The following is a 20,007-nucleotide window of genomic DNA, read 5'->3' on the forward strand; positions in this document are numbered from 1 at the left end:
TTTCAGCGGCGCTTACGGCGGCTTTGCTTCGGTTTCTTCACTATAACGTCTGGCACGTCGGGTTGTGAAATAGGAAACACAGGCAGTGCGTTCAGCAGACGCTTGCCGTAGCTTTTACTCAGTAAGCGATTGTCATAAATGACCACTTCACCGTGGCAGCTGTGGCTACGGATTAAACGTCCGACCTGCTGGATGAGGGTAAAAGAAGCGCTTGGCAAACTTTGCACTTCGAAGGGGTAACGATTGAGGCTCTTTAACCATTCGCCTTCGGTAATGACAACCGGGCTGTCGATGGGGGGGAAGGCGATTTTGTGGATATGCACCTGCGTCAGGTAGTCACCTTTCAGATCCAGCCCTTCCGCAAAGGACTGTAACCCGACCAACACGCTGCGCTCTCCCCCGTCGATACGTTTACGGTGTAACTCCACCAGTCGATAACGCGGCTGATCGCCCTGCACCAGCAGGAGCAGACGTAAGTCAGTGACAAAGGTCAAAAAGAGCTGCATCGCCCGCTGGCTGGCGAACAGCACCAGCATGCCCGTATGCACCTTACTTTCCACCTGTTCACGAAAGTAAGCCGCCATTTCAGCGAGGTGTTCCGCTTCGTTCTCTATCAGCGGCGCATGGCGCATCTGCGGGATGACGATTTTGCCCTGTTCCACGTGGTTAAAGGGAGAATCCAGTGCCACAAAGCGATCGCCGGCTTTCTCTTTGAGGCCGCTCATCTCCTGCAGACGTGAAAAGCTGTTCAGGGAACGCAAGGTCGCGGAGGTAACAACAATGTGCGGCACGCTGCGCCACAGTAGCTTTTCCAGCTGATCGCTAACGCGGATCCCCACACAGTGGAAGAAGAGGTGTATCTGCCCATCGCGCACTTCCCGCGTCGCCCATTTGGAAACAGGAGCCCCTGAAGCCTGGGCCATCGACGCCAACCGCCAGAGTTTACTTTGGGATTCGAACATACCCAGCGCCCGGTTCATCTGCAACAGCACCCGGTGCAGGCGCACGATGTCATGGGTACCGGTTTTCTCGCTGAGATCGTTGAGGAACAACTCCGCCAGCCCACGCAGCATTTCGGTAAGTTTTGCCAGACGCTGGCAAATCACCATCACCTCTTCCGGGAGTTCGCCCATCGTAAAGCGATGTTCCGCTTCCTGGCCCGCAGGCAGGTAGAGATTAAGAATGTTGTTCAGCGAGGCAATGAGCTCATACAACTCTTCGTTGTGAGCATTAAAACGTTCGGGGTTTGCCAGCGGCGGCGTGGTTTTCGGCCGAAACTGCTCCAGGCAGGTCGCCACCAGCTTGCTGAACAGATCGAGTTGCAGGCGAAACCAGGGGGCGGTGATTTCCGCGCTCATTTCCAGCGCATCACGCGCCACGTCCGGCAAATGGTGGCCTTCATCAAGCACCAGCAACAGATTTTTAGGCTCGGGCAGGACAGCTTCGCTCTCCAGCGCCGCCATCACCAGCGCATGGTTCGCCACCACCACTTCCGCTTCCTGAATCTCACGACGCGCCACAAAGAACGGGCATTCGCGATAGTAGTGACAGTTACGGTTGAGACAACTGGCTTTGTCGGTGCTCAGTCGTCGCCAGAGATCGTCGCTGATCGGCTGGTCGGTGTGATCGCGCAGACCGTCCCATTTGTAGCTATCCAGCGATCCCTTCAGCTTTGCACAAAGCTTCTGTTCTTCCTGGTTATTGGGCGTCAGTTCATCTTCCAGAAAAGCCAGCAGATCCTGTTGAGTGGGATCGGTACTCGACAGCGCCGCCAGGTTACGCGGGCAGACGTAGCGGCCACGACCAAAGGCGGCAGTGAAGCGCAGATCCGGGATAATTTTGCGCAGCAGCGGCAAATCTTTACTGAAGATCTGGTCCTGCAAGGCGACGTTAGCGGTGCTGACCACCAGCGTTTTCTGCTCTTCACGGGCAATGGCGATACCGGGAATCAGGTAGGAGAGCGTCTTGCCGACGCCGGTGGGCGCTTCAATCGCCAGATGCCGTCCTTCATCCCCGGCGAGCGTTTTTGCCACATCGGCAATCATCTGCCGTTGCGGTGCGCGAGGGATAAAATCCGGGATCTGTTGTTGCAACGCCTTATACCAGGCGGCAATTTGCGCTTTAAGCGCAGCGGTGAGGGCCATTGATAAACCTGAAATACTGTATAAACAGCCACTATTGTGGCATTTTTCGCGTTTCAGGGGTAATGCTTTTTCCGGTTATGGAAAGGGCCTCGGAAAAAAGGAGCCCACAGGCTCCTGTTCGCTTATTTCAGCTCCGGCCAGTAATCCTTATTCGCCTCAATCAACGCATCCAGCACCTTACGTGCCTTCTTCGCATCAATAATGGTGCGATTCAGCGTCAGTGCCTGCAACGCCTTGGTATACGAACCCTCAAACCAGGCCTCTACCGTCAGACGCTCGTAGGCAAACTGCTGCTCGATCATCCCTTTGTAGAAGGTCGGGATTTTCCCCACGCCATAAGGTCGTGGACCGTTGCTGCCCACTTCCGCCGTGAGTTCCACCATGACGTCATCATCAAGGTTTTCCACCAGCCCGTTGTTCGGCACCATGACGATAAATTTCTTCTTCAGGTTGAAGGCTATGGCTTCCGCCAACTCAACGATCATGTCGCCGTGGGCATCGTTGTGCACCACATGCACGTTACGTGTCGTCCCTTCAGCTACCGCGGTTCTGCACTCATCAAACACCCGTTTTTCACGGCCGTTGATCACCTCGTTGGCACGGGTAAAGTTCGGATCCAGTTTGGAGAACTTGTACTCCGGGTAGAGGTAATATTGCAGATAAGTGTTGGGCAGGTAGTCCGGAAAATCGTGCAGCATATCGGCAACGGCGGCATAGGTATCGAGCCAGGACTGGTCACGCTGCTCGGCATCCGCCGGAATAAATCCATTTTTTGCGATATAGGCTTTCAGCTCAGGCGCTAAATCATGACCGTTCTCATCATACAGATGGGTGAACCAGCCGAAGTGGTTAAGGCCGAAATAGACCGGATCGAAGGTTGCCGGGTCGCGACTTAACAGACGCCCGTAGGAACGCAGCAGGTTCACTGGCTGATCGCAAATGTTCAGAATACGGTCATCGTCCGGAAAACGTTTATTCAGCGCATCGGCCACAATCGCCGCCGGGTTGGTGTAGTTCAGGATCCAGGCGCGAGGCGAACGCACGCGCACTTTTTCCACCAAAGCAATCATGTCGCGAATTGAACGCATACCATAAGCGAATCCGCCCGCACCACAGGTTTCCTGACCGATCACGCCCAGGCTCAGAGGGATTTTTTCATCTTTCTCGCGCATGGCATAGCCACCGGTACGCATCTGGCAGAAGATGAAATCCATATCGGTGAAAGCCACGTTCTCATCCCCGGTATAAACAAATTCCAGCTCCGGATACTCTTCGCGGAAAAGCACTTTGGCATATTCGCCAATGACGGCCTGACGTTCTTCATTGACATCGAACATCACCAGTTTTTTTAACGGCAGACGCTCTTTAAGTTTGCAGAGGGCTTTTAATAAACCCGGTGTCCATGTGGAACCGCCACCGACTAATACAATATTAAATGTTTTCATATCATCTGTTCTCTTATTGCGTCTGTTGAACAAGTAAGTGCTGCTTTACGGCGCTGGCAATACTCTCGACCTGCGGACCGTAAATAACCTGAATATCGTTTTCCGTGGCGCGGACGAATCCACTCGCCCCACTCTGCTTAAGCTGTTTCTCATCGACTTTTTGCATGTCATTAATTTTCACGCGCAGGCGGGTAAAACAGCAGTCCACGTTCTGGATATTCTCCCGCCCACCAAGCCCGGCAATAATTTGTGCGGTTGCGGCGTCACCTTCGATAATGTCGCTGCGCGCAGCAGAAACAGGTTCATCTTCTTCACGACCCGGCGTTCTGGCATGGGTGCGTAAAATTATCCATTTGAAGGCGAAGTAATAGACCGGCGCCCAAATACACCCAAGCAGCAGATCAAACCACCAGTGCGTCTTGGCCCCGCCCAGCACGCCGAAGACCATAAAATCGATAAATCCGCCCTGGATATTGCCAATCATCACCTGCAGCAGCTGCGCGCAGGCAAAAGAGAGGCCGGACATTACCGCGTGGAATAAAAACAGCAGGGGGGAGACAAAGATGAAGCTGAACTCCAGCGGCTCGGTGATGCCGGTGGTAAAGGAGGCGAGCGCCCCGGCCAGCATCAGGGCTTTAACACGTTGTTTATGCTCCGGTTTCGCGCAACGGTACATCGCCAGCGCCGCGGCGGGTAAACCAAACATCATGACCGGGATTTTCCCCTGTGCGAGGAAACGAGTCGCTTCACGTACCACGTCATCTGCCAGCGCACCAGGGTGAGCAAGGGCATAGTTAAAGATGGAGAGCGCCCCAATGACGCTTTCATTATCCACGTGCACCATGCCGCCAACCGGGGTAAAGCGTACGGTTTCATTGAGGATGTGATGTAAGCCAGTCGGGATCAGAATGCGTTCGGTAAACGCATAAATGAAGGTGCCAAACGGGCCGGATTCACCAATGAATTGCCCAAGGTGGATAATGGCGTTAGCAATATAGGGCCAGATAAGTGACATCAGTACGCCGACAATCGGCAGCACAATCACGGTAATAATCGGGACAAAGCGGCGACCACCAAAATAGGCGATGGCCGCCGGGAGTTTAATCGTATAAAAACGGTTATGCAGAATAACGGTGACGAGGCCGGAAATAACCCCACCGAGCACGCTCATCTGATAGGAAAATATCCCTAAGGTGCTGGCAAACTCGGCGGAATACATCACCGCATCAGCCTGGCTGTAACCTTTTTCAATTAATGCAGCTACTGAGGTGGTTTGTGGCGTTAAGCCTTGTGCCAGTAAGCTGTAATTCACTCCTACATGGAAAGTAATAAAACCAATCACCGCTGCCAGGGCTGCCGTGGGTTTTTCATCACGGGCAAGTCCTATCGCTGCGGCAATAGCAAACAGCAACGGGAGATTACCAAACAGCGCTCCTGCCACTTTGCGAATAAAGCCAATAATCTGCTGCATCACTTCAGCATGAATAATGCTCTCGCCGACGATCGCCGGGTTCTGTAACGCTGCCGCCAGACCGAGGAAGATCCCCGCTGCTGCGATCACGGAAATCGGCATCATCAATGCCTTTCCTAAATCCTGAAGAAACTCACCCGTCCGACTCATTGTTATTTTCCTGTTGGGTACTGGCTGAACATGGGCTGAGTATAGCCAGGATGAATGTATAGTTGTCTAGCCCACTAAATTTAAAACGCGGCAGCGATCACAAAGTTGGCTCTTTTCGGATCAAGGACGGGCAGCCGTCAGGGTGAAGCGATAGTGCTGTTGGTTGTAGTAGATCTCTGAGATCTCAAAAGGGATATCTTCGCGCAGAAAGGCGATGGAGGTGGCATGCAGAACGGGTTCATCACGGTTAATACCCAGCATATCGCGCACGTTTTGCGACGGCAGTTCAGCGCGGATCTCTTTCTCGGAACGCTCGACGGTGAATCCTTTGCGGCTGACGTAGGCATATTTAGAGCGATTAAGATCCGCCTCGCTGAGATCCTCAAAGGGATGCGTGACCATCCACGATTGCTCAAAAACAAACGGAATGTCACCCACCAGACGCAAGCGCTGCATAAACCACACGTCGCTGCCTGGCGAGAGTCGCAGCTTCTCCGCGATCTCTTGAGATGCGGGCTGGCGGAACAGGCAAATCAGGCGATTCACGACGGGTTCATCAAGCCCAAGCGTTGCTTCACTTGAGGAGAGATGACGGTCCAGCGGCAGAGAGATACGGACGTTTTTGCCCGACTGCACCACAAAGGTCCCCTGCCCCCGACGACGTTCCACCTTACCCTGGCGCACCAGGTAATCCACCGCTTTACGCGCCGTCATGCGGGAAATCGCAAACTGCTGGCACAGCTCGTTTTCAGAGGGAATCACATCGCCAGGCTTAAGTGAACCGGCGGCAATTTTCCCGGTAAGATACTGTTCAAGCTGTAAATAGACTGGCACGGTGGAATGTTTGTCGATCATTGGCGCAACTCCCTCTTTCATCCCGGTATGGTAGCGATAGCCGCGCAAAGTGACAACGTTTGTCCATCGCGTGCGGTTTTCAGTCTCCCCACATGGTTTCGCAAACCCGATCACAATTTGGCATACGAATTTACTCAAGTCCTTTTGTCGCATTGAATATTTTTTTTCGCAGTGCTAGGTTTTAACTGCATTACGCTTGTTACCGACTATCGGGCAAAACCTAAATGCAGACTGAAGGGCAAAATCCGCCCGTAGCTGTATTTACGTCTTGCCCGTTTTTGTTTTCAGGAGTTGGCGATGCTGGTCAAACAAATATTAAATAATAATGTTGTCAGCGCAGTGGATGAAGATGGCCTGGAGGTTATTTTAACCGGCCGTGGGTTGGGCTTTAATACCCAAAACGGTGCCAGCATCAACCGCGATGCCATTGATAAAATATTCCGTCTGGAAGATTCGCAAGTTTCTGCCCGTTTTAAAGATCTGGTCAGCGAAGTGCCGATGGATATTTTGCAGATTACTGCCGATATCATCACCCATGCCCGTAGCGTGCTGAAGCACAAGCTGAGCGAAGGGCTTTATGTGACTCTCGCCGATCACCTGCATTTTGCTTTGCAACGTCAACAAAACAATGAAATTTTACCCAATCCACTGGAGTGGGAAGTCCGCCATTTTTACACTGCTGAGTATGCCATTGGTCGCCAGGCGCTGGGCATGATTGTTGCCCGCACCGGTACGTTATTACCCGACAGTGAAGCCTGCAGCATCGCTTTGCATATTGTGAATGCCGGGCTCAATGACACCATGGGAAAGACCGCGCAAATTACACGGCTTATTTATCAGTTACAAAACATTGTTAAGTACTTTTTTAATATTCCCCTTGATGAGCATAGTCTGAATTACCAGCGGTTTATTACTCATCTTAAGTTCTTTGCCCAACGGGTGATTGATGGGGTGGTGTTAAATAATGATGATGAAGAGTTCTTTGCACTCGTGCAGCGGCGCTATCAGGCCACGCTGAAATGCGTTGAAGCAATGAATGAGTTTGTCAGCAAGAATTATCACCACACCATGAGCAACTCGGAAAAGCTCTACCTGACGGTGCATATTGAAAATATTGTGCAGCGGACGGCGCCCGACGCAGGAAAAGTTTAACGCGTCAGGATGTCTGAAATATATCGTTATTCCATCCAGGCTTGTTACTGTTAGATCAGGCAAACCCCAGAGGAAACAAGATCCCGGCTAACGCCGGTCATTGTGGATGAAGTCGGTTTTTGGCTTCAGTCTGGAGGAATTTTTTATGAATTATCAGGACACCGCTCGCCAGATCCTCGACAAGATTGGCGGCAAAGAGAACGTACTCTCACTGTTTCACTGCATTACCCGCCTGCGTTTTTTGCTTAAAGACAACGACAAGGCTGACCGTGCTGCCCTCGAAGCGCTTGATGGCGTTATGGGCGTCAATATCTCCGGCGATCAGTTCCAGCTCATTATTGGCAATGACGTCGAACCCTTATGCAAGGCCCTTCTCGCTCAGTTACCTGAACTGGACAACGCCGCCCGCCCGACCCGACGACGTAACCCTGTGTCGGTGATACTGGAAGGGCTGTCGAGCATATTCTCCCCTGTCATCCCTGCCATTGCCGGAGCCGGTATTCTAAAAGGCCTGCTGGCACTGCTGGTGGCAATGAAGTGGGCGGATACCACCAACCAGACGTATCAGATTCTGCTGGCCGTCAGTGACGGGATCTTTTACTTCCTGCCCTTCGCGCTGGCGTTTAGTGCGGCGAGGAAGTTTGGTGCCAACCCCTATGTGGCGGTCGCACTGACTGCGGTGCTCTTTCACCCGGCGATCCAGACGTTGTTTAAGGCCGGCGGTCCGGTCAATTTTATCGGCTTACCGGTCCCGACCGTCAACTACGCCTCGACGGTCATCCCGATTCTGCTCGCCGTGTGGCTGCTCAGTCATGTGGAGCGCATCGTTGACCGCTTCATGCCTGGCCCGCTGAAAACCATGTTTGTACCGCTCCTGTGTCTGCTTATCGTCACGCCCATCACCCTTATCGCCATCGGTCCGGTGGGGATTTATGCCGGTAATGCGCTCTCGGGCGGCATTATCTGGATGGTGGAAAACATGGGGATCGTGGCAGGTGTGGTGGTGGGCGGCACATTGTCGCTGATCATCATTACCGGCATGCACTACGTGATCGTGCCGATCATGATCAACAACATCAGCACCATGGGCTTCGACCCGATTAAGATCCTCTTCTACATCGCCAACCTTGGGCAGGCCGGTGCCGCGTTTGGTGTCTTCCTGCGTGCTCGCGACAAAAAGCTTAAATCGCTGGCGCTCACTACCAGCTTCAGCGCCGCGATGGGGATTACCGAACCGGCGATGTACGGGGTCAACATTCGCTATAAACGCCCGTTTGCGGCAGCCTTGATTGGCGGCGCCTGCGGCGGTGCGTTCGCCATGGCAATGGGAGTAAAAACCTACGCCTTCGCCTTAAGCGGCCTGCCGGGGATCCCGGGTCTGGTCGGCCCCACCTTCTTATGGGCACTGGTCAGTATCGCCATCTCGTTTGTCGGTGCCGCCATCATCACCGTGATCCTCGGCTTTGAAGAAGCCGCCCAACCGGTGGTCGCGGGCGTCAGTCCGATGCCCATCGCTCAATCAGAAGAGAAGTTGTTTGCTCCGGTAAGCGGCGAGTTAAAAGCCCTGAACACCCTTAGCGATCCGGTCTTTGCCGATGAGATTTTTGGCAAAGGGCTGGCGATTTATCCCACCACCGGCGAACTGCGTTCACCCATCAACGGCAAGGTGGAATCGGTGTTCGAAACCCACCACGCACTGGCGCTGCAAAGCGACACCGGGGCGGAAATCCTGATTCATATCGGCATCGACACCGTCAGGCTGGGCGGCAGGCACTTCACCAGCCATATCGAGGCCGGACAATTTATTGAAGTGGGCGACCTGCTGGTGACCTTCGATCTCAATGCACTACAGGCCGAGGGCATTGACCCGAGCGTCATCCTGGTGGTGACCAACAGCGAACGTTACGGTGATATCAGCCCGGTAAAAGCGAATGGCGATGTCGCCAGCCGCGACGAATTTCTGACACTGACCGCATCAGCGGCATGAGGAGTAAGCGCATGACATTTTCTAAATCATTTCCGGAAGGGTTTTTGTGGGGTGGTGCAACGGCGGCAAACCAGCTTGAAGGGGCGTGGAATGTCGACGGCAAGGGGCTGTCCGTGTCGGATGTCTATACCTTTGACATCAACACCCCGAAAGAGCGCTGGCTCGACCAATGGCTGGGAATGACCCACGCGCAGGTGCGTGAAGCGCAGGATCCGAACAGTACGAAGTATTATCCGAAACGCAAAGGCAACGACTTCTACCACCACTTTAAAGAGGATATCGCCCTCTTTGCTGGCATGGGTTTTAAGTGTTTCCGCATGTCGATCGCCTGGACGCGTATTTTCCCGCGCGGAGATGAAAGCGAGCCAAATGAAGCCGGGCTGAAGTTCTACGACGAGGTGTTTGACGCTCTTCTGTCACACGGCATTGAACCGATTGTGTCGCTCTCCCACTACGAAATGCCGCTGGCGCTGGTGACCGATTACGACGGCTGGCCGAACCGCAAAGTGGTGGATTTTTACGTGCGCTTTGCCACCACTTGCTTCACCCGCTATCGCAAAAAAGTGAAGTACTGGATGACCTTCAACGAGATCAACTGCGTGAAGCACCATCCGTACGTCAGCGTCGGGGTGATTGAAGAGGACAACCCGCATCTGGAGCAGGATAAATACCAGGGTGCACACCACCAGTTTGTCGCCAGCGCACTGGCCACCAAAGCCTGCCACGCGATCATTCCTGGCTCTAAAGTGGGCTGCATGATCAGCTACCAGATGCTCTACCCGCACACCTGTCATCCGGACGATTTGCAGGCCTGCGAAGAGATGCAACGCGTGTCGCTGTTCTTCAGCGATGTCCAGGCCCACGGCTACTACCCGGCTTACACTGACCGCATGCTGGCGGAAAAAGGCGTCACGCTGCAAAAAGTGGTGGGCGACGATGAGATCCTGCGTCAGCACCCGGTGGATTTTGTGTCGTTCAGTTATTACATGTCCAGTACCGTCAGCGCACACCCGGAAAAACTGGAAGGGGCGGAAGGCAACCTGATCACCGGCGGCATTCGTAACCCGCACCTACCGACCAGCCAGTGGGGCTGGCAGATTGACCCGAAAGGGCTACGGCTGGCGCTGAATCAACTGTATGACCGCTACCAGAAACCGCTGTTTATTGCCGAAAACGGCCTTGGCGCGGTGGACACGGTGAACCCGGATGGCTCCATCCATGACGATTACCGCATCGAGTACCTGCGCCTGCACATCGAACAGATGCAGGAAGCGCTGGCCGACGGCGTGGATCTGTTTGGTTACACCTGGTGGGGGCCGATTGACGTGGTGAGCGCGGGCACAGCGCAAATCTCTAAACGCTACGGGTTTATCTATGTCGACCAGGATGACATGGGCAACGGCACCCAAAAGCGTTCTTTGAAAAAGAGCTACCACTGGTACAAAAAAGTGATCGCGTCCAATGGCGAAGATTTAACGGATTAAGGAGTGGATATGTCTGTTTTCCCGAAAGATTTCTTATGGGGCGGCGCAATTGCCGCCAACCAGGCGGAAGGTGCATGGAACGTTGACGGTAAAGGGCCATCCATCTCTGATGTGGTACGCGGTGGTATTGCGTCCGGTAAGCATGATGCGGTTATCGACCCGAGCAAATATTACGCCAGCCACGAAGCGGTCGATTTCTATCACCACTACAAAGAAGACGTGGCGCTGTTCGCCGAAATGGGCTTCAAATGCTTCCGTACCTCTATCGGCTGGACACGTATCTTCCCGCGTGGCGACGAGGCCACGCCTAACGAAGCCGGGCTGAAATTCTACGACGACCTGTTTGATGAACTGCTGAAATACGGCATCGAGCCGGTGATCACCCTCTCCCACTATGAGACACCGCTGGCGCTGTATCAGGAGTATGGCGGCTGGAAAAACCGCAAGCTGGTGGATTTCTTTACCCGCTACTGCGAGGTGGTGTTCAAACGTTATCGCGAGAAGGTCAAATACTGGATGACCTTCAACGAGCTGAACAACATGAACCGTATGCCGTTTGCCACTGGTGCCGTAGACCCGAGTTCTACACCGCAGGAGCTGTACCAGGCGAACCATCACCAGTTCGTCGCCAACGCGCTGGCCAACAAGCTGTGCCATGAGATTATCCCGGAGGCAAAAATTGGCTGCATGCTGTCGCTGAGTACCGTCTACCCGGCCACCTGCAATCCTGAAGATATCTTCTCAACCATGCAACTGCGTCGCCGCTCGCTGTTCTACTCCGACGTGATGATGCTCGGTGTTTATCCGGCGTGGACGCCGCGTCTGTTCCGCGAGCAGAACATTGAGCTGGCAATAGAAGAGGGCGACCTGGCGCTGATTGCTGACTATCCCTCCGATTATCTCGGCTTTAGTTACTACCGCAGCGTGCTGCATCAGGCAGGCGGCGAATTCCGTGTGGACACCGGCGGCACTGTCGGCCAGGACAACCCGTACCTGGAAAAAACCGCCTGGGGCTGGCCGATTGACGCCAAAGGGTTCCGTATCGTCTGTAACGAGCTGGCGGATCGCTACCGTAAGCCGCTGTTTATCGTCGAAAACGGCTACGGCGGCGTGGATGAGCCGGATGAAAATGGCGTGATCAACGACACCGCGCGTATTGATTATGGTCGTCAGCACATCCACGAGATGGCGGAAGCCGTGGCCGATGGCTGCGACATCATGGGTTACACCTGGTGGGGGCCGATTGATATCGTCAGCGCCGGAACCGGCGAGATGAAAAAGCGTTATGGCTTTATCTATGTTGATAAAGACAACGATGGGAAAGGCAGCCTGAAACGCAGTAAAAAACGCAGCTTTGACTGGTATAAACAGGTTATCGCCAGTAACGGCGAATCACTGTAAGGTAATGGCGGAGCGGGAGATTTCCCGCTCCGAGACGTTTACCGAGACAGACAAGGCTACATGATGAACACATGGAATTTGGTCGACCCTGAGTTACGCCCGGCACTGGCAGACAGCAGCACCCTCCCCCTGACACAAGACGCCCTCGTCGCGCTTCGCCAACAGCGCCAGCAGGCCGCACTGGCTAACCTGCAGGCTTTCCGGGACACCGGGTTATCGGTGGAAGAACACCTTATCACCTCGCCCGAACTTCCTGCCGTCAGAGTCTGTGTCATTACCCCCAAAACCGCGGGGCAGAACAGAATGGGCATTTTGCATATTCACGGCGGCGGCCATCTGCTGGGTAGCCCCGAGCAATCACTCTCACTGACCGGTATCACCGCACTTCAACACGACTGTGTGATTGTTTCTGTGGATTATCGGCTTGCCCCGGAAACCGTGTTTCCTGGCTCGCTGGAAGATTGCTATAGCGCGCTGGTGTGGATGACAGAGAACGCTGCAACGCTGGGTATCCACCCGGGCCACATCGGTCTGATGGGCGACAGCGCAGGAGCAGGGCTCGCCGCCTCGCTGGCACTACTGGCCCGCGATCGCAATGGCCCAGCGATTGCCTTTCAGAACCTGATGTTCCCGATGCTCGACGATCGTACGGTGACGGAAGAGAACCCTAACCCGGTGACCGGCGAGTTCGTCTGGACGCGGGAATACAACCGCTTCGGCTGGATGTCCCTGCTGGGTTGCGAGCCGGGGTCTGAGAATGTCTCCCCGTATGCAGCGCCGGGTCGGGCAACGGATCTGAGTCGTCTGCCACCGACCTGGCTCGGTGTTGGCACGCTGGATCTGTTCCTTGATGAGAACCTTCGCTTTGCGCAAGGGTTGATTCGTGCGGGCGTTGCCGTAGAGATGGCAATCTGGCCGGGGGCGTATCACGGGTTTAACTCAGATCCGCAGGCGAAGGTAGCCGCCCAGGCTCGCGAGCAGCGTCAGGCGTGGCTGTCGCAATTCAGGCCGACGCAGGGGTAAGCTTTATCCCCAGAAATAAATATCCTCCGGCATAGCCGGAGGTTTTTCAAATGCGCCTATAAGGCTCTGTTACCAGCCGCGCCCTAACAGGCGCATACGATCTGACATTTGCATCAGACTTCGCTACTTACGGCCCGTAAACGGGCTGCCCGGATAAGGGATCGATAACTGCTCCCCCATCTTATCCTCTTCAAGCTGGTGCTTTATGTATTCCTGTATCTTTGCCGTGTTCTTACCCACCGTGTCTACGTAGTACCCACGGCACCAGAACTCCCTGTTTCTGTACTTGAATTTCAAATCCCCAAACTGCTCATAAAGCATCAGACTGCTTTTGCCTTTCAGATACCCCATGAACCCCGACACACTCATCTTCGGTGGGATTTCCAGAAGCATATGAATGTGATCCGTACAGCATTCTGCTTCTAGAATATGGACGTTTTTCCATTCACATAGCTTTCTTAATATGCCGCCTATTGCTCTGCGTTTCTCCCCATAAAACACCTGTCGGCGGTATTTGGGCGCAAAGACTATGTGATATTTACAGTTCCATCGGGTGTGCGCTAAGCTCTTTTCGTCCCCCATTGGGACCCCCTTTTGATTTCTTGTTTAACTTTTGCAGTTGCCAGACCGCAAAGATGTTTTAACAAATCAAAAGGGGTTTTTATATCCGGCTCAAAGCTGAAAGCTTTACTGAACCCCCAGCCTAGCTGGGGGTTTTCTATAGACAACAAAAAGCCCTGCACGCTGGCAGGGCTTTTTATCAGGCGCTCGCCGCTGGCTTACGCGGGCGAGGACGGCGCGGTTTTTCTCCCGCAGGTTTACCGTCCTGAGAGCGGGCCGGTTTTGCGCCGGACTTCGGTGCGCCACCGTCGTTACGACGCGGCTGTTGTTGACCGCGACCGCCGCCGCCCTGACCGCGTCCACCGCGTCCCTGGTTCTGACGACCGTTCACAATCGGCTCTGCCTTGATAGACGGATCCGGCTCATAACCCGGCAGGGCAATACGCGGGATCTCTTTTTTCAGCAGACGCTCAATATCACGCAGCAATTTAAGTTCATCAACGCAGACCAGCGACAGCGCTTCACCGGTTGCCGCAGCACGACCGGTACGGCCAATACGGTGCACGTAATCTTCCGGCACGTTCGGCAGTTCGAAGTTCACCACATGCGGCAGCTCTTCGATGTCCAGACCACGGGCCGCGATGTCGGTTGCCACCAGCACGCGAATGTCGCCAGATTTAAAATCGGCAAGCGCACGGGTACGCGCACCCTGGCTTTTATTACCGTGGATAGCAGCGCTGCGAATGCCGTCTTTGTTCAACTGTTCAGCCAGGTGGTTTGCACCGTGTTTGGTACGGGTAAAGACCAGCACCTGCTGCCAGTTGCCTTCACCGATCATCTGGGAGAGCAACTCGCGCTTACGTTTCTTGTCGACCATGTGCACATGCTGTGTGACCTGCTCAGAAGCGGTGTTACGGCGCGCCACTTCAATTTCCAGCGGGTTGTGCAGCAGCTTTTCAGCCAGACCTTTGATGTCATCCGAGAAGGTCGCGGAGAACAGCAGGTTCTGACGGCGCACCGGCAGTTTTGCCAGCACACGGCGAATATCGTGAATGAAGCCCATGTCCAGCATGCGGTCGGCTTCATCCAGTACCAGGATCTCAACGCTGTCCAGTTTGACGGCGTTCTGGTGTTCTAAATCCAGCAAACGGCCCGGCGTGGCGACGAGGATATCGACACCGCTGCGCAGTTTCATCATTTGCGGGTTAATGCTCACGCCGCCGAAAACCACCAGCGAGCGCAGGTTCAGATATTTGCTGTAATCACGGACGTTTTCGCCGATTTGAGCAGCCAGTTCCCGGGTCGGGGTCAGGATCAACGCACGAACAGGGCGACGGCCTTTTGCATGGGGCTCTTTCTCAACCAGGCGTTGCAGCAGCGGCAGGGTAAAACCAGCGGTTTTCCCGGTACCGGTCTGGGCGCTCGCCATCAGGTCGCGACCTTTCATGACGGCAGGAATGGCCTGCTGCTGGATAGGGGTTGGCTCACGGTAGCCCTGCTCTTCAACTGCACGCAGAATTTCCGGGATAAGGCCAAGGGAATCAAAAGACATAACAACTCCGCACCGCCCCGACCATAACAGGTGTAGTTTTCGAGGAGATAATAATGTGACAGATGACAAAAACCACAATGCCATGAAGCGGCGGAGTGTAGCAGCTTTTGTGACGTAGCGCATAAAATACTGTTGAGCTAAACTTTGAAGAGATATTTCTCCCCCTCACCCGCATCAATAAACCAGGCACCCTTGCTGGACAAAACGAAAAATTAGCCATAAAGTTAATCAATCGATTGATTAACTTTATGCGTCTGGTAAATATGAACACGACAACCAGTAAAGGTGAACAGGCCCGCAATCAGCTGATTGCCGCTGCACTCGCGCAGTTTGGTGAGTATGGCCTTCACGCGACCACCCGTGATATCGCTGCACTGGCGGGGCAAAACATTGCGGCTATTCCCTACTATTTTGGTTCGAAAGAGGATTTGTACCTCGCCTGCGCCCAGTGGATTGCCGACTTTATTGGTGAGAACTTCCGCCCACACGCCGAGGCCGCTGAAGCACTGTTCACCGCCGCAACGCCGGATAAAACCGCCATGCGCGATCTTATCCACCAGGCGTGCCGTAGCATGATCGTGTTGTTAACCCACGACGACACCCTCAACCTGAGCAAGTTTATCTCCCGCGAACAGCTCTCCCCCACCCGCGCTTATCAACTCGTCCATGACCAGGTCATCGCCCCGCTGCACAGCCACCTGACCCGACTGATTGCCGCCTATACCGGTCGTGACGCCAGTGACACGCAGACCATTGTGCACACCCATGCGCTGATCGGGGAGATCCTCGCCTTTCGTCTTGGGCGTGAAACCATTTTGCTGCGTACAGGATGGACGCAGTTTGATGAAGAGAAAGCTGAACTGATTTGCCAGGTTATTACCTGCCATATCGATCTGATTCTTAATGGATTAACAAGGAGCGAAGCCTGATGAAAAAGCCCGTTGTGGTGGTATTAGTCATCGTCATTCTGCTGGCGGCGCTTGGCGGCGGCTGGATGTGGTACCAAAGCCGTCAGAGCGACGACCTGACGCTGTACGGCAATGTTGACATCCGCACCGTGAATTTAAGCTTCCGGGTTGGCGGGCGACTGGCCTCGCTGACGGTCGATGAAGGGGATGCTATCAAAGCCGGACAGCCGCTCGGCACCATTGATAAGGCTCCCTACGAAAATGCGCTGTTGCAGGCGAAAGCCAATGTCTCTACCGCCCAGGCAAAATATGACCTCGTAACCGCAGGCTACCGCGATGAAGAGATAGCGCAGGCCGCGGCAGCGGTAAAACAAGCGCAGGCCGCGTTCGACTATGCGCAGAACTTCTACCAGCGCCAGCAAGGGCTCTGGAAAAGCCGCACCGTCTCTGCCAACGATTTAGAAAACGCCCGTTCTGCACGCGATCAGGCTCAGGCCACGCTGAAATCGGCCCAGGATAAACTCAGCCAGTACCGTACCGGGAACCGACCACAAGAGATTGCTCAGGCAAAAGCGAGTCTGGAACAAGCCCAGGCGCAGCTCGCCCAGGCACAACTGGATTTGCACGATACCCAGCTTGTCGCCCCGTCGGATGGCACCCTGTTGACCCGCGCCGTTGAGCCTGGAAGCATGTTGAATGCGGGCAGCACGGTGCTGACCTTATCGCTCACTAAGCCGGTCTGGGTACGCGCTTACGTCAACGAAGTCAGCCTGCATCAGGCACAGCCTGGCAAAACGGTCCTGCTTTACGTCGACGGGCGTCCTGATAAGCCGTATCACGGCAAAATTGGCTTTGTTTCCCCCACGGCCGAGTTCACACCAAAAACCGTCGAGACGCCGGATCTGCGCACCGACCTGGTCTACCGTCTGCGCATTATCGTGACCGATGCCGATGAAGGGCTGCGTCAGGGTATGCCGGTCACCGTGCGTTTTGACAACGGAGCCCGTGATGAGTGATGCGGTAATCCGCCTGAACGGGCTGATGAAACGCTTTGCCGGAATGGACAAACCGGCAGTGGCGCACCTCGATTGTACCGTGCACGCGGGCTACGTCACCGGGCTCGTTGGACCGGACGGCGCGGGCAAAACTACCCTGATGCGCATGCTGGCCGGGCTGATGAAGCCCGATGCAGGCAGCGCGGAAGTGATCGGCTTCGATCCCATCGCCAACAACAGCGAGCTACACGCTGTACTCGGCTATATGCCACAAAAATTTGGTCTGTATGAAGATCTCACGGTGATGGAAAACCTGAATCTGTATGCGGATTTGCGCAGCGTTATCGGTGAGCAACGCAAAGCCACCTTTGACCGGCTACTGGAATTTACCGCCCTCGGCCCCTTTACCGGGCGGCTGGCGGGTAAACTCTCCGGCGGTATGAAGCAGAAACTGGGGCTGGCCTGTACACTTGTCGGTCAGCCAAAAGTGCTGTTGCTCGATGAGCCTGGTGTTGGTGTGGACCCTATCTCGCGCCGGGAACTCTGGCAAATGGTGCACCAGCTTGCCGGTGACGGGATGCTGATTTTGTGGAGCACATCGTACCTGGATGAAGCGGAACAGTGCCGCGACGTGCTGCTGATGAACGAAGGTGAGCTGCTTTATCAGGGCGAACCACGCGCGCTCACGCAAACCATGGCCGGGCGCAGCCTGCTCGCGAGCTCGCCGCAGGAGAATAACCGCCTGCTGCTGCAACGGCTGCTGAAGCTGCCACAGGTAAGCGACGGCATGATTCAGGGCAAATCAGTCCGCGTGATCCTCAAAAAAGAGGCCACGCCTGATGCATTGCGCGAAGCGGCCGGACTCGACACACTGAATGTTGACGAAACCGCACCGCGTTTCGAAGATGCTTTTATCGACCTGTTGGGCGGCGCCAGTTTTACTCAATCCCCGCTGGGCGCCATTCTGCATACCGTGGAAGGCAATGCGGATGAAACGGTCATTGAAGCCCGTCAGTTAACGAAAAAGTTTGGCGATTTTGCCGCCACCGACAACGTCGATTTTGCTGTAAAACGTGGCGAGATTTTTGGCCTGCTTGGCCCTAACGGCGCGGGGAAATCCACCACCTTCAAGATGATGTGCGGCCTGCTGGTGCCTACCGCCGGTAAAGCGCTGGTGCTGGATATGGATTTAAAAACCAGCTCCGGGAAAGCGCGTCAGCATCTGGGCTACATGGCACAAAAATTTTCTCTCTACGGCAACCTGACGGTCACACAGAACCTGCGGTTTTTCTCCGGTGTCTATGGTCTTCGCGGTCGTGCGCAGCAGGAAAAAATCTCGCGCATGGTCGAGGCATTTGGCTTAAAAGCGATTGCCGATCAGGCAACCGACGCCCTGCCACTCGGCTTTAAGCAGCGCCTCGCCCTGGCCTGCGCCCTGATGCATGAACCGGACATTCTGTTTCTGGATGAGCCCACTTCCGGCGTTGACCCACTCACCCGCCGCGAATTCTGGCTGCACATCAACAGCATGGTGGAGAAAGGGGTAACGGTGATGGTGACCACTCACTTTATGGATGAGGCCGAGTATTGCGATCGCATCGGGCTGGTCTATCGCGGCAAGCTTATCGCACGCGGTACGCCAGATGACCTGAAAGCCCAGACCGCAGACGCCGACAACCCCGATCCGACCATGGAACATGCGTTCATCACGCTGATTCATAACTGGGATAAGGAGCATCACAATGCGCCATAGCCCCCTCTCCCTGCGCCGCGTCCGCGCGTTGTGTGTCAAAGAGACACGACAGATAGTGCGTGACCCCAGTAGCTGGCTGATAGCCGTGGTGATTCCGTTAATGCTGCTGTTTATCTTTGGCTACGGTATTAATCTCGACTCCAGCAAGCTGCGGGTCGGGATTTTGCTGGAACAACAGAGTGAAGAGTCGCTCGATTTTGCCCATACCCTGACCGGCTCACCGTACATTGACGCCACGGTCAGCGACAATCGCCAGCAGCTTATTCAGTTGATGCAGGCCGGACGCATTCGCGGGCTGGTGGTGGTTCCGGTTAACTTCGCTGAACAGATGGCACGACCGGGGGAAACCGCCCCTATCCAGGTGATAACCGACGGCAGCGAACCGAATACCGCAAACTTCGTGCAGGGCTATGTGCAGGGGATCTGGCAGCTCTGGCAACAACAGCGGGCCGAAGATCGCGGCGAGACATTTGAACCCTTAATCGACGTGCAGATGCGCTACTGGTTTAACCCGGCGGCCATCAGTCAGCATTTTATTATCCCCGGGGCGGTGACCATCATCATGACGGTGATTGGGGCGATCCTCACCTCGCTGGTGGTGGCGCGGGAATGGGAGCGAGGCACCATGGAAGCGCTGCTCTCCACTGAAGTCACCCGCACCGAACTGCTGCTGTGCAAACTGATCCCCTATTACTTCCTCGGCATGCTCGCAATGCTGCTGTGCATGCTGGTCTCGGTGTTTATTCTCGGCGTGCCCTATCGCGGGTCGCTGGTTGTCCTGTTCTTTATCACCAGCCTGTTTTTACTCAGTACGCTGGGAATGGGGCTGTTGATTTCGACCGTCACACGCAACCAGTTTAATGCCGCTCAGGTGGCGCTGAACGCCGCGTTTTTACCGTCGATTATGCTGTCCGGGTTTATTTTCCAGATAGACAGCATGCCGGCGATCATCCGGGCAGTGACCTATATCATCCCTGCCCGCTACTTTGTGAACACCCTGCAAAGCCTGTTTCTGGCGGGGAATATTCCGGTGGTGCTGGTGGTCAATGTGCTCTTTTTATTCGCCTCGGCGGTGATGTTCATCGGCCTGACCTGGCTTAAAACCAAACGGCGACTGGATTAGGGA

Annotated in this window: 15 protein-coding genes; 9 read left to right on the forward strand and 6 right to left on the reverse strand. The window is 54.8% G+C overall.

Annotated features, from left to right (window positions below; all coding sequences use genetic code 11):
• Positions 1-2 precede the first annotated feature (2 nt).
• From dinG to AC5JPW_RS06950, 4 genes are all read right to left on the reverse strand, one after another.
• Positions 3-2,144 (reverse strand): ATP-dependent DNA helicase DinG, encoded by a 2,142-nt coding sequence (gene dinG, locus AC5JPW_RS06935; protein ID WP_494239150.1) that lies wholly within the window; start codon positions 2,142-2,144, stop codon positions 3-5.
• Between the two features lie 122 nt (positions 2,145-2,266).
• On the reverse strand, positions 2,267-3,589 hold the full coding sequence (locus AC5JPW_RS06940) for a 6-phospho-alpha-glucosidase (RefSeq protein ID WP_494239152.1): 1,323 nt from the start codon (positions 3,587-3,589) through the stop codon (positions 2,267-2,269).
• 13 nt (positions 3,590-3,602) lie between these two features.
• Positions 3,603-5,210 (reverse strand): PTS transporter subunit EIIC, encoded by a 1,608-nt coding sequence (locus AC5JPW_RS06945; RefSeq protein ID WP_494239154.1) that lies wholly within the window; start codon positions 5,208-5,210, stop codon positions 3,603-3,605.
• Positions 5,211-5,330: 120 nt separating this feature from the next.
• Complete coding sequence (locus tag AC5JPW_RS06950; RefSeq protein WP_494239156.1) at positions 5,331-6,065, reverse strand: GntR family transcriptional regulator; 735 nt, start codon at positions 6,063-6,065, stop codon at positions 5,331-5,333.
• A 297-nt stretch (positions 6,066-6,362) separates the two neighbouring features.
• Between AC5JPW_RS06950 and licT the strand changes: the two genes are divergently transcribed.
• From licT to AC5JPW_RS06975, 5 genes are all read left to right on the forward strand, one after another.
• Positions 6,363-7,217 carry a BglG family transcription antiterminator LicT gene (gene licT / locus AC5JPW_RS06955; protein ID WP_494239157.1) on the forward strand — a complete coding sequence of 285 codons (855 nt, stop codon included), beginning with the start codon at positions 6,363-6,365 and terminating at the stop codon, positions 7,215-7,217.
• 145 nt (positions 7,218-7,362) lie between these two features.
• Positions 7,363-9,204, forward strand: a complete 1,842-nt coding sequence (locus tag AC5JPW_RS06960; RefSeq protein ID WP_494239159.1) for a beta-glucoside-specific PTS transporter subunit IIABC — start codon at positions 7,363-7,365, stop codon at positions 9,202-9,204.
• Between the two features lie 11 nt (positions 9,205-9,215).
• Positions 9,216-10,688, forward strand: coding sequence for a glycoside hydrolase family 1 protein (locus AC5JPW_RS06965; protein WP_494239161.1), 1,473 nt, complete (start codon positions 9,216-9,218; stop codon positions 10,686-10,688).
• Between the two features lie 9 nt (positions 10,689-10,697).
• Positions 10,698-12,089 carry a glycoside hydrolase family 1 protein gene (locus AC5JPW_RS06970; RefSeq protein ID WP_494239162.1) on the forward strand — a complete coding sequence of 464 codons (1,392 nt, stop codon included), beginning with the start codon at positions 10,698-10,700 and terminating at the stop codon, positions 12,087-12,089.
• 63 nt (positions 12,090-12,152) lie between these two features.
• Positions 12,153-13,112 carry an alpha/beta hydrolase gene (locus tag AC5JPW_RS06975; RefSeq protein ID WP_494241153.1) on the forward strand — a complete coding sequence of 320 codons (960 nt, stop codon included), beginning with the start codon at positions 12,153-12,155 and terminating at the stop codon, positions 13,110-13,112.
• Between the two features lie 123 nt (positions 13,113-13,235).
• Here the strand turns inward: AC5JPW_RS06975 and tnpA are convergent, their stop codons facing one another.
• Positions 13,236-13,694, reverse strand: coding sequence for an IS200/IS605 family transposase (tnpA, locus tag AC5JPW_RS06980; RefSeq protein ID WP_494238354.1), 459 nt, complete (start codon positions 13,692-13,694; stop codon positions 13,236-13,238).
• A 178-nt stretch (positions 13,695-13,872) separates the two neighbouring features.
• Complete coding sequence (gene rhlE, locus AC5JPW_RS06985) at positions 13,873-15,225, reverse strand: ATP-dependent RNA helicase RhlE (RefSeq protein WP_494239164.1); 1,353 nt, start codon at positions 15,223-15,225, stop codon at positions 13,873-13,875.
• A gap of 248 nt (positions 15,226-15,473) precedes the next feature.
• Here rhlE and cecR point away from each other — a divergent pair, with 248 nt between their 5' ends.
• The 4 genes from cecR to AC5JPW_RS07005 are packed head-to-tail and all read left to right on the forward strand — an operon-like array spanning position 15,474 to position 20,004.
• Positions 15,474-16,154: a transcriptional regulator CecR gene (gene cecR, locus AC5JPW_RS06990; RefSeq protein WP_494239165.1), complete on the forward strand. Its 681-nt coding sequence runs from the start codon at positions 15,474-15,476 to the stop codon at positions 16,152-16,154.
• A complete protein-coding gene (gene hlyD / locus AC5JPW_RS06995) occupies positions 16,154-17,149 on the forward strand; it encodes a secretion protein HlyD (protein ID WP_494239167.1) in 996 nt (331 codons plus the stop codon). Before cecR ends, hlyD begins: the two co-directional genes overlap by 1 nt.
• A complete protein-coding gene (locus AC5JPW_RS07000) occupies positions 17,142-18,881 on the forward strand; it encodes an ATP-binding cassette domain-containing protein (protein WP_494239169.1) in 1,740 nt (579 codons plus the stop codon). Before hlyD ends, AC5JPW_RS07000 begins: the two co-directional genes overlap by 8 nt.
• The gene (locus AC5JPW_RS07005) at positions 18,871-20,004 is read left to right on the forward strand and encodes an ABC transporter permease (RefSeq protein WP_494239170.1); all 1,134 of its coding nucleotides are present in this window, start codon (positions 18,871-18,873) and stop codon (positions 20,002-20,004) included. The genes AC5JPW_RS07000 and AC5JPW_RS07005 overlap by 11 nt, the downstream gene beginning before the upstream one ends.
• Positions 20,005-20,007 lie beyond the last annotated feature (3 nt).

The sequence above is a fragment of the Phytobacter sp. genome (assembly GCF_059074235.1).

Excerpts from the sequence above, each read along its gene's own strand:
- licT (WP_494239157.1), top strand. The coding sequence starts at position 6,363 with ATGCTGGTCAAACAAATATTAAATAATAATGTTGTCAGCGCAGTGGAT.
- AC5JPW_RS07005 (WP_494239170.1), top strand. The coding sequence starts at position 18,871 with ATGCGCCATAGCCCCCTCTCCCTGCGCCGCGTCCGCGCGTTGTGTGTC.
- dinG (WP_494239150.1), bottom strand. The coding sequence starts at position 2,144 with ATGGCCCTCACCGCTGCGCTTAAAGCGCAAATTGCCGCCTGGTATAAG.
- AC5JPW_RS06960 (WP_494239159.1), top strand. The coding sequence starts at position 7,363 with ATGAATTATCAGGACACCGCTCGCCAGATCCTCGACAAGATTGGCGGC.
- AC5JPW_RS06965 (WP_494239161.1), top strand. The coding sequence starts at position 9,216 with ATGACATTTTCTAAATCATTTCCGGAAGGGTTTTTGTGGGGTGGTGCA.
- rhlE (WP_494239164.1), bottom strand. The coding sequence starts at position 15,225 with ATGTCTTTTGATTCCCTTGGCCTTATCCCGGAAATTCTGCGTGCAGTT.
- AC5JPW_RS06970 (WP_494239162.1), top strand. The coding sequence starts at position 10,698 with ATGTCTGTTTTCCCGAAAGATTTCTTATGGGGCGGCGCAATTGCCGCC.
- hlyD (WP_494239167.1), top strand. The coding sequence starts at position 16,154 with ATGAAAAAGCCCGTTGTGGTGGTATTAGTCATCGTCATTCTGCTGGCG.
- AC5JPW_RS06940 (WP_494239152.1), bottom strand. The coding sequence starts at position 3,589 with ATGAAAACATTTAATATTGTATTAGTCGGTGGCGGTTCCACATGGACA.
- AC5JPW_RS06975 (WP_494241153.1), top strand. The coding sequence starts at position 12,153 with ATGAACACATGGAATTTGGTCGACCCTGAGTTACGCCCGGCACTGGCA.
- cecR (WP_494239165.1), top strand. The coding sequence starts at position 15,474 with ATGCGTCTGGTAAATATGAACACGACAACCAGTAAAGGTGAACAGGCC.
- AC5JPW_RS06950 (WP_494239156.1), bottom strand. The coding sequence starts at position 6,065 with ATGATCGACAAACATTCCACCGTGCCAGTCTATTTACAGCTTGAACAG.
- AC5JPW_RS06945 (WP_494239154.1), bottom strand. The coding sequence starts at position 5,210 with ATGAGTCGGACGGGTGAGTTTCTTCAGGATTTAGGAAAGGCATTGATG.
- tnpA (WP_494238354.1), bottom strand. The coding sequence starts at position 13,694 with ATGGGGGACGAAAAGAGCTTAGCGCACACCCGATGGAACTGTAAATAT.
- AC5JPW_RS07000 (WP_494239169.1), top strand. The coding sequence starts at position 17,142 with ATGAGTGATGCGGTAATCCGCCTGAACGGGCTGATGAAACGCTTTGCC.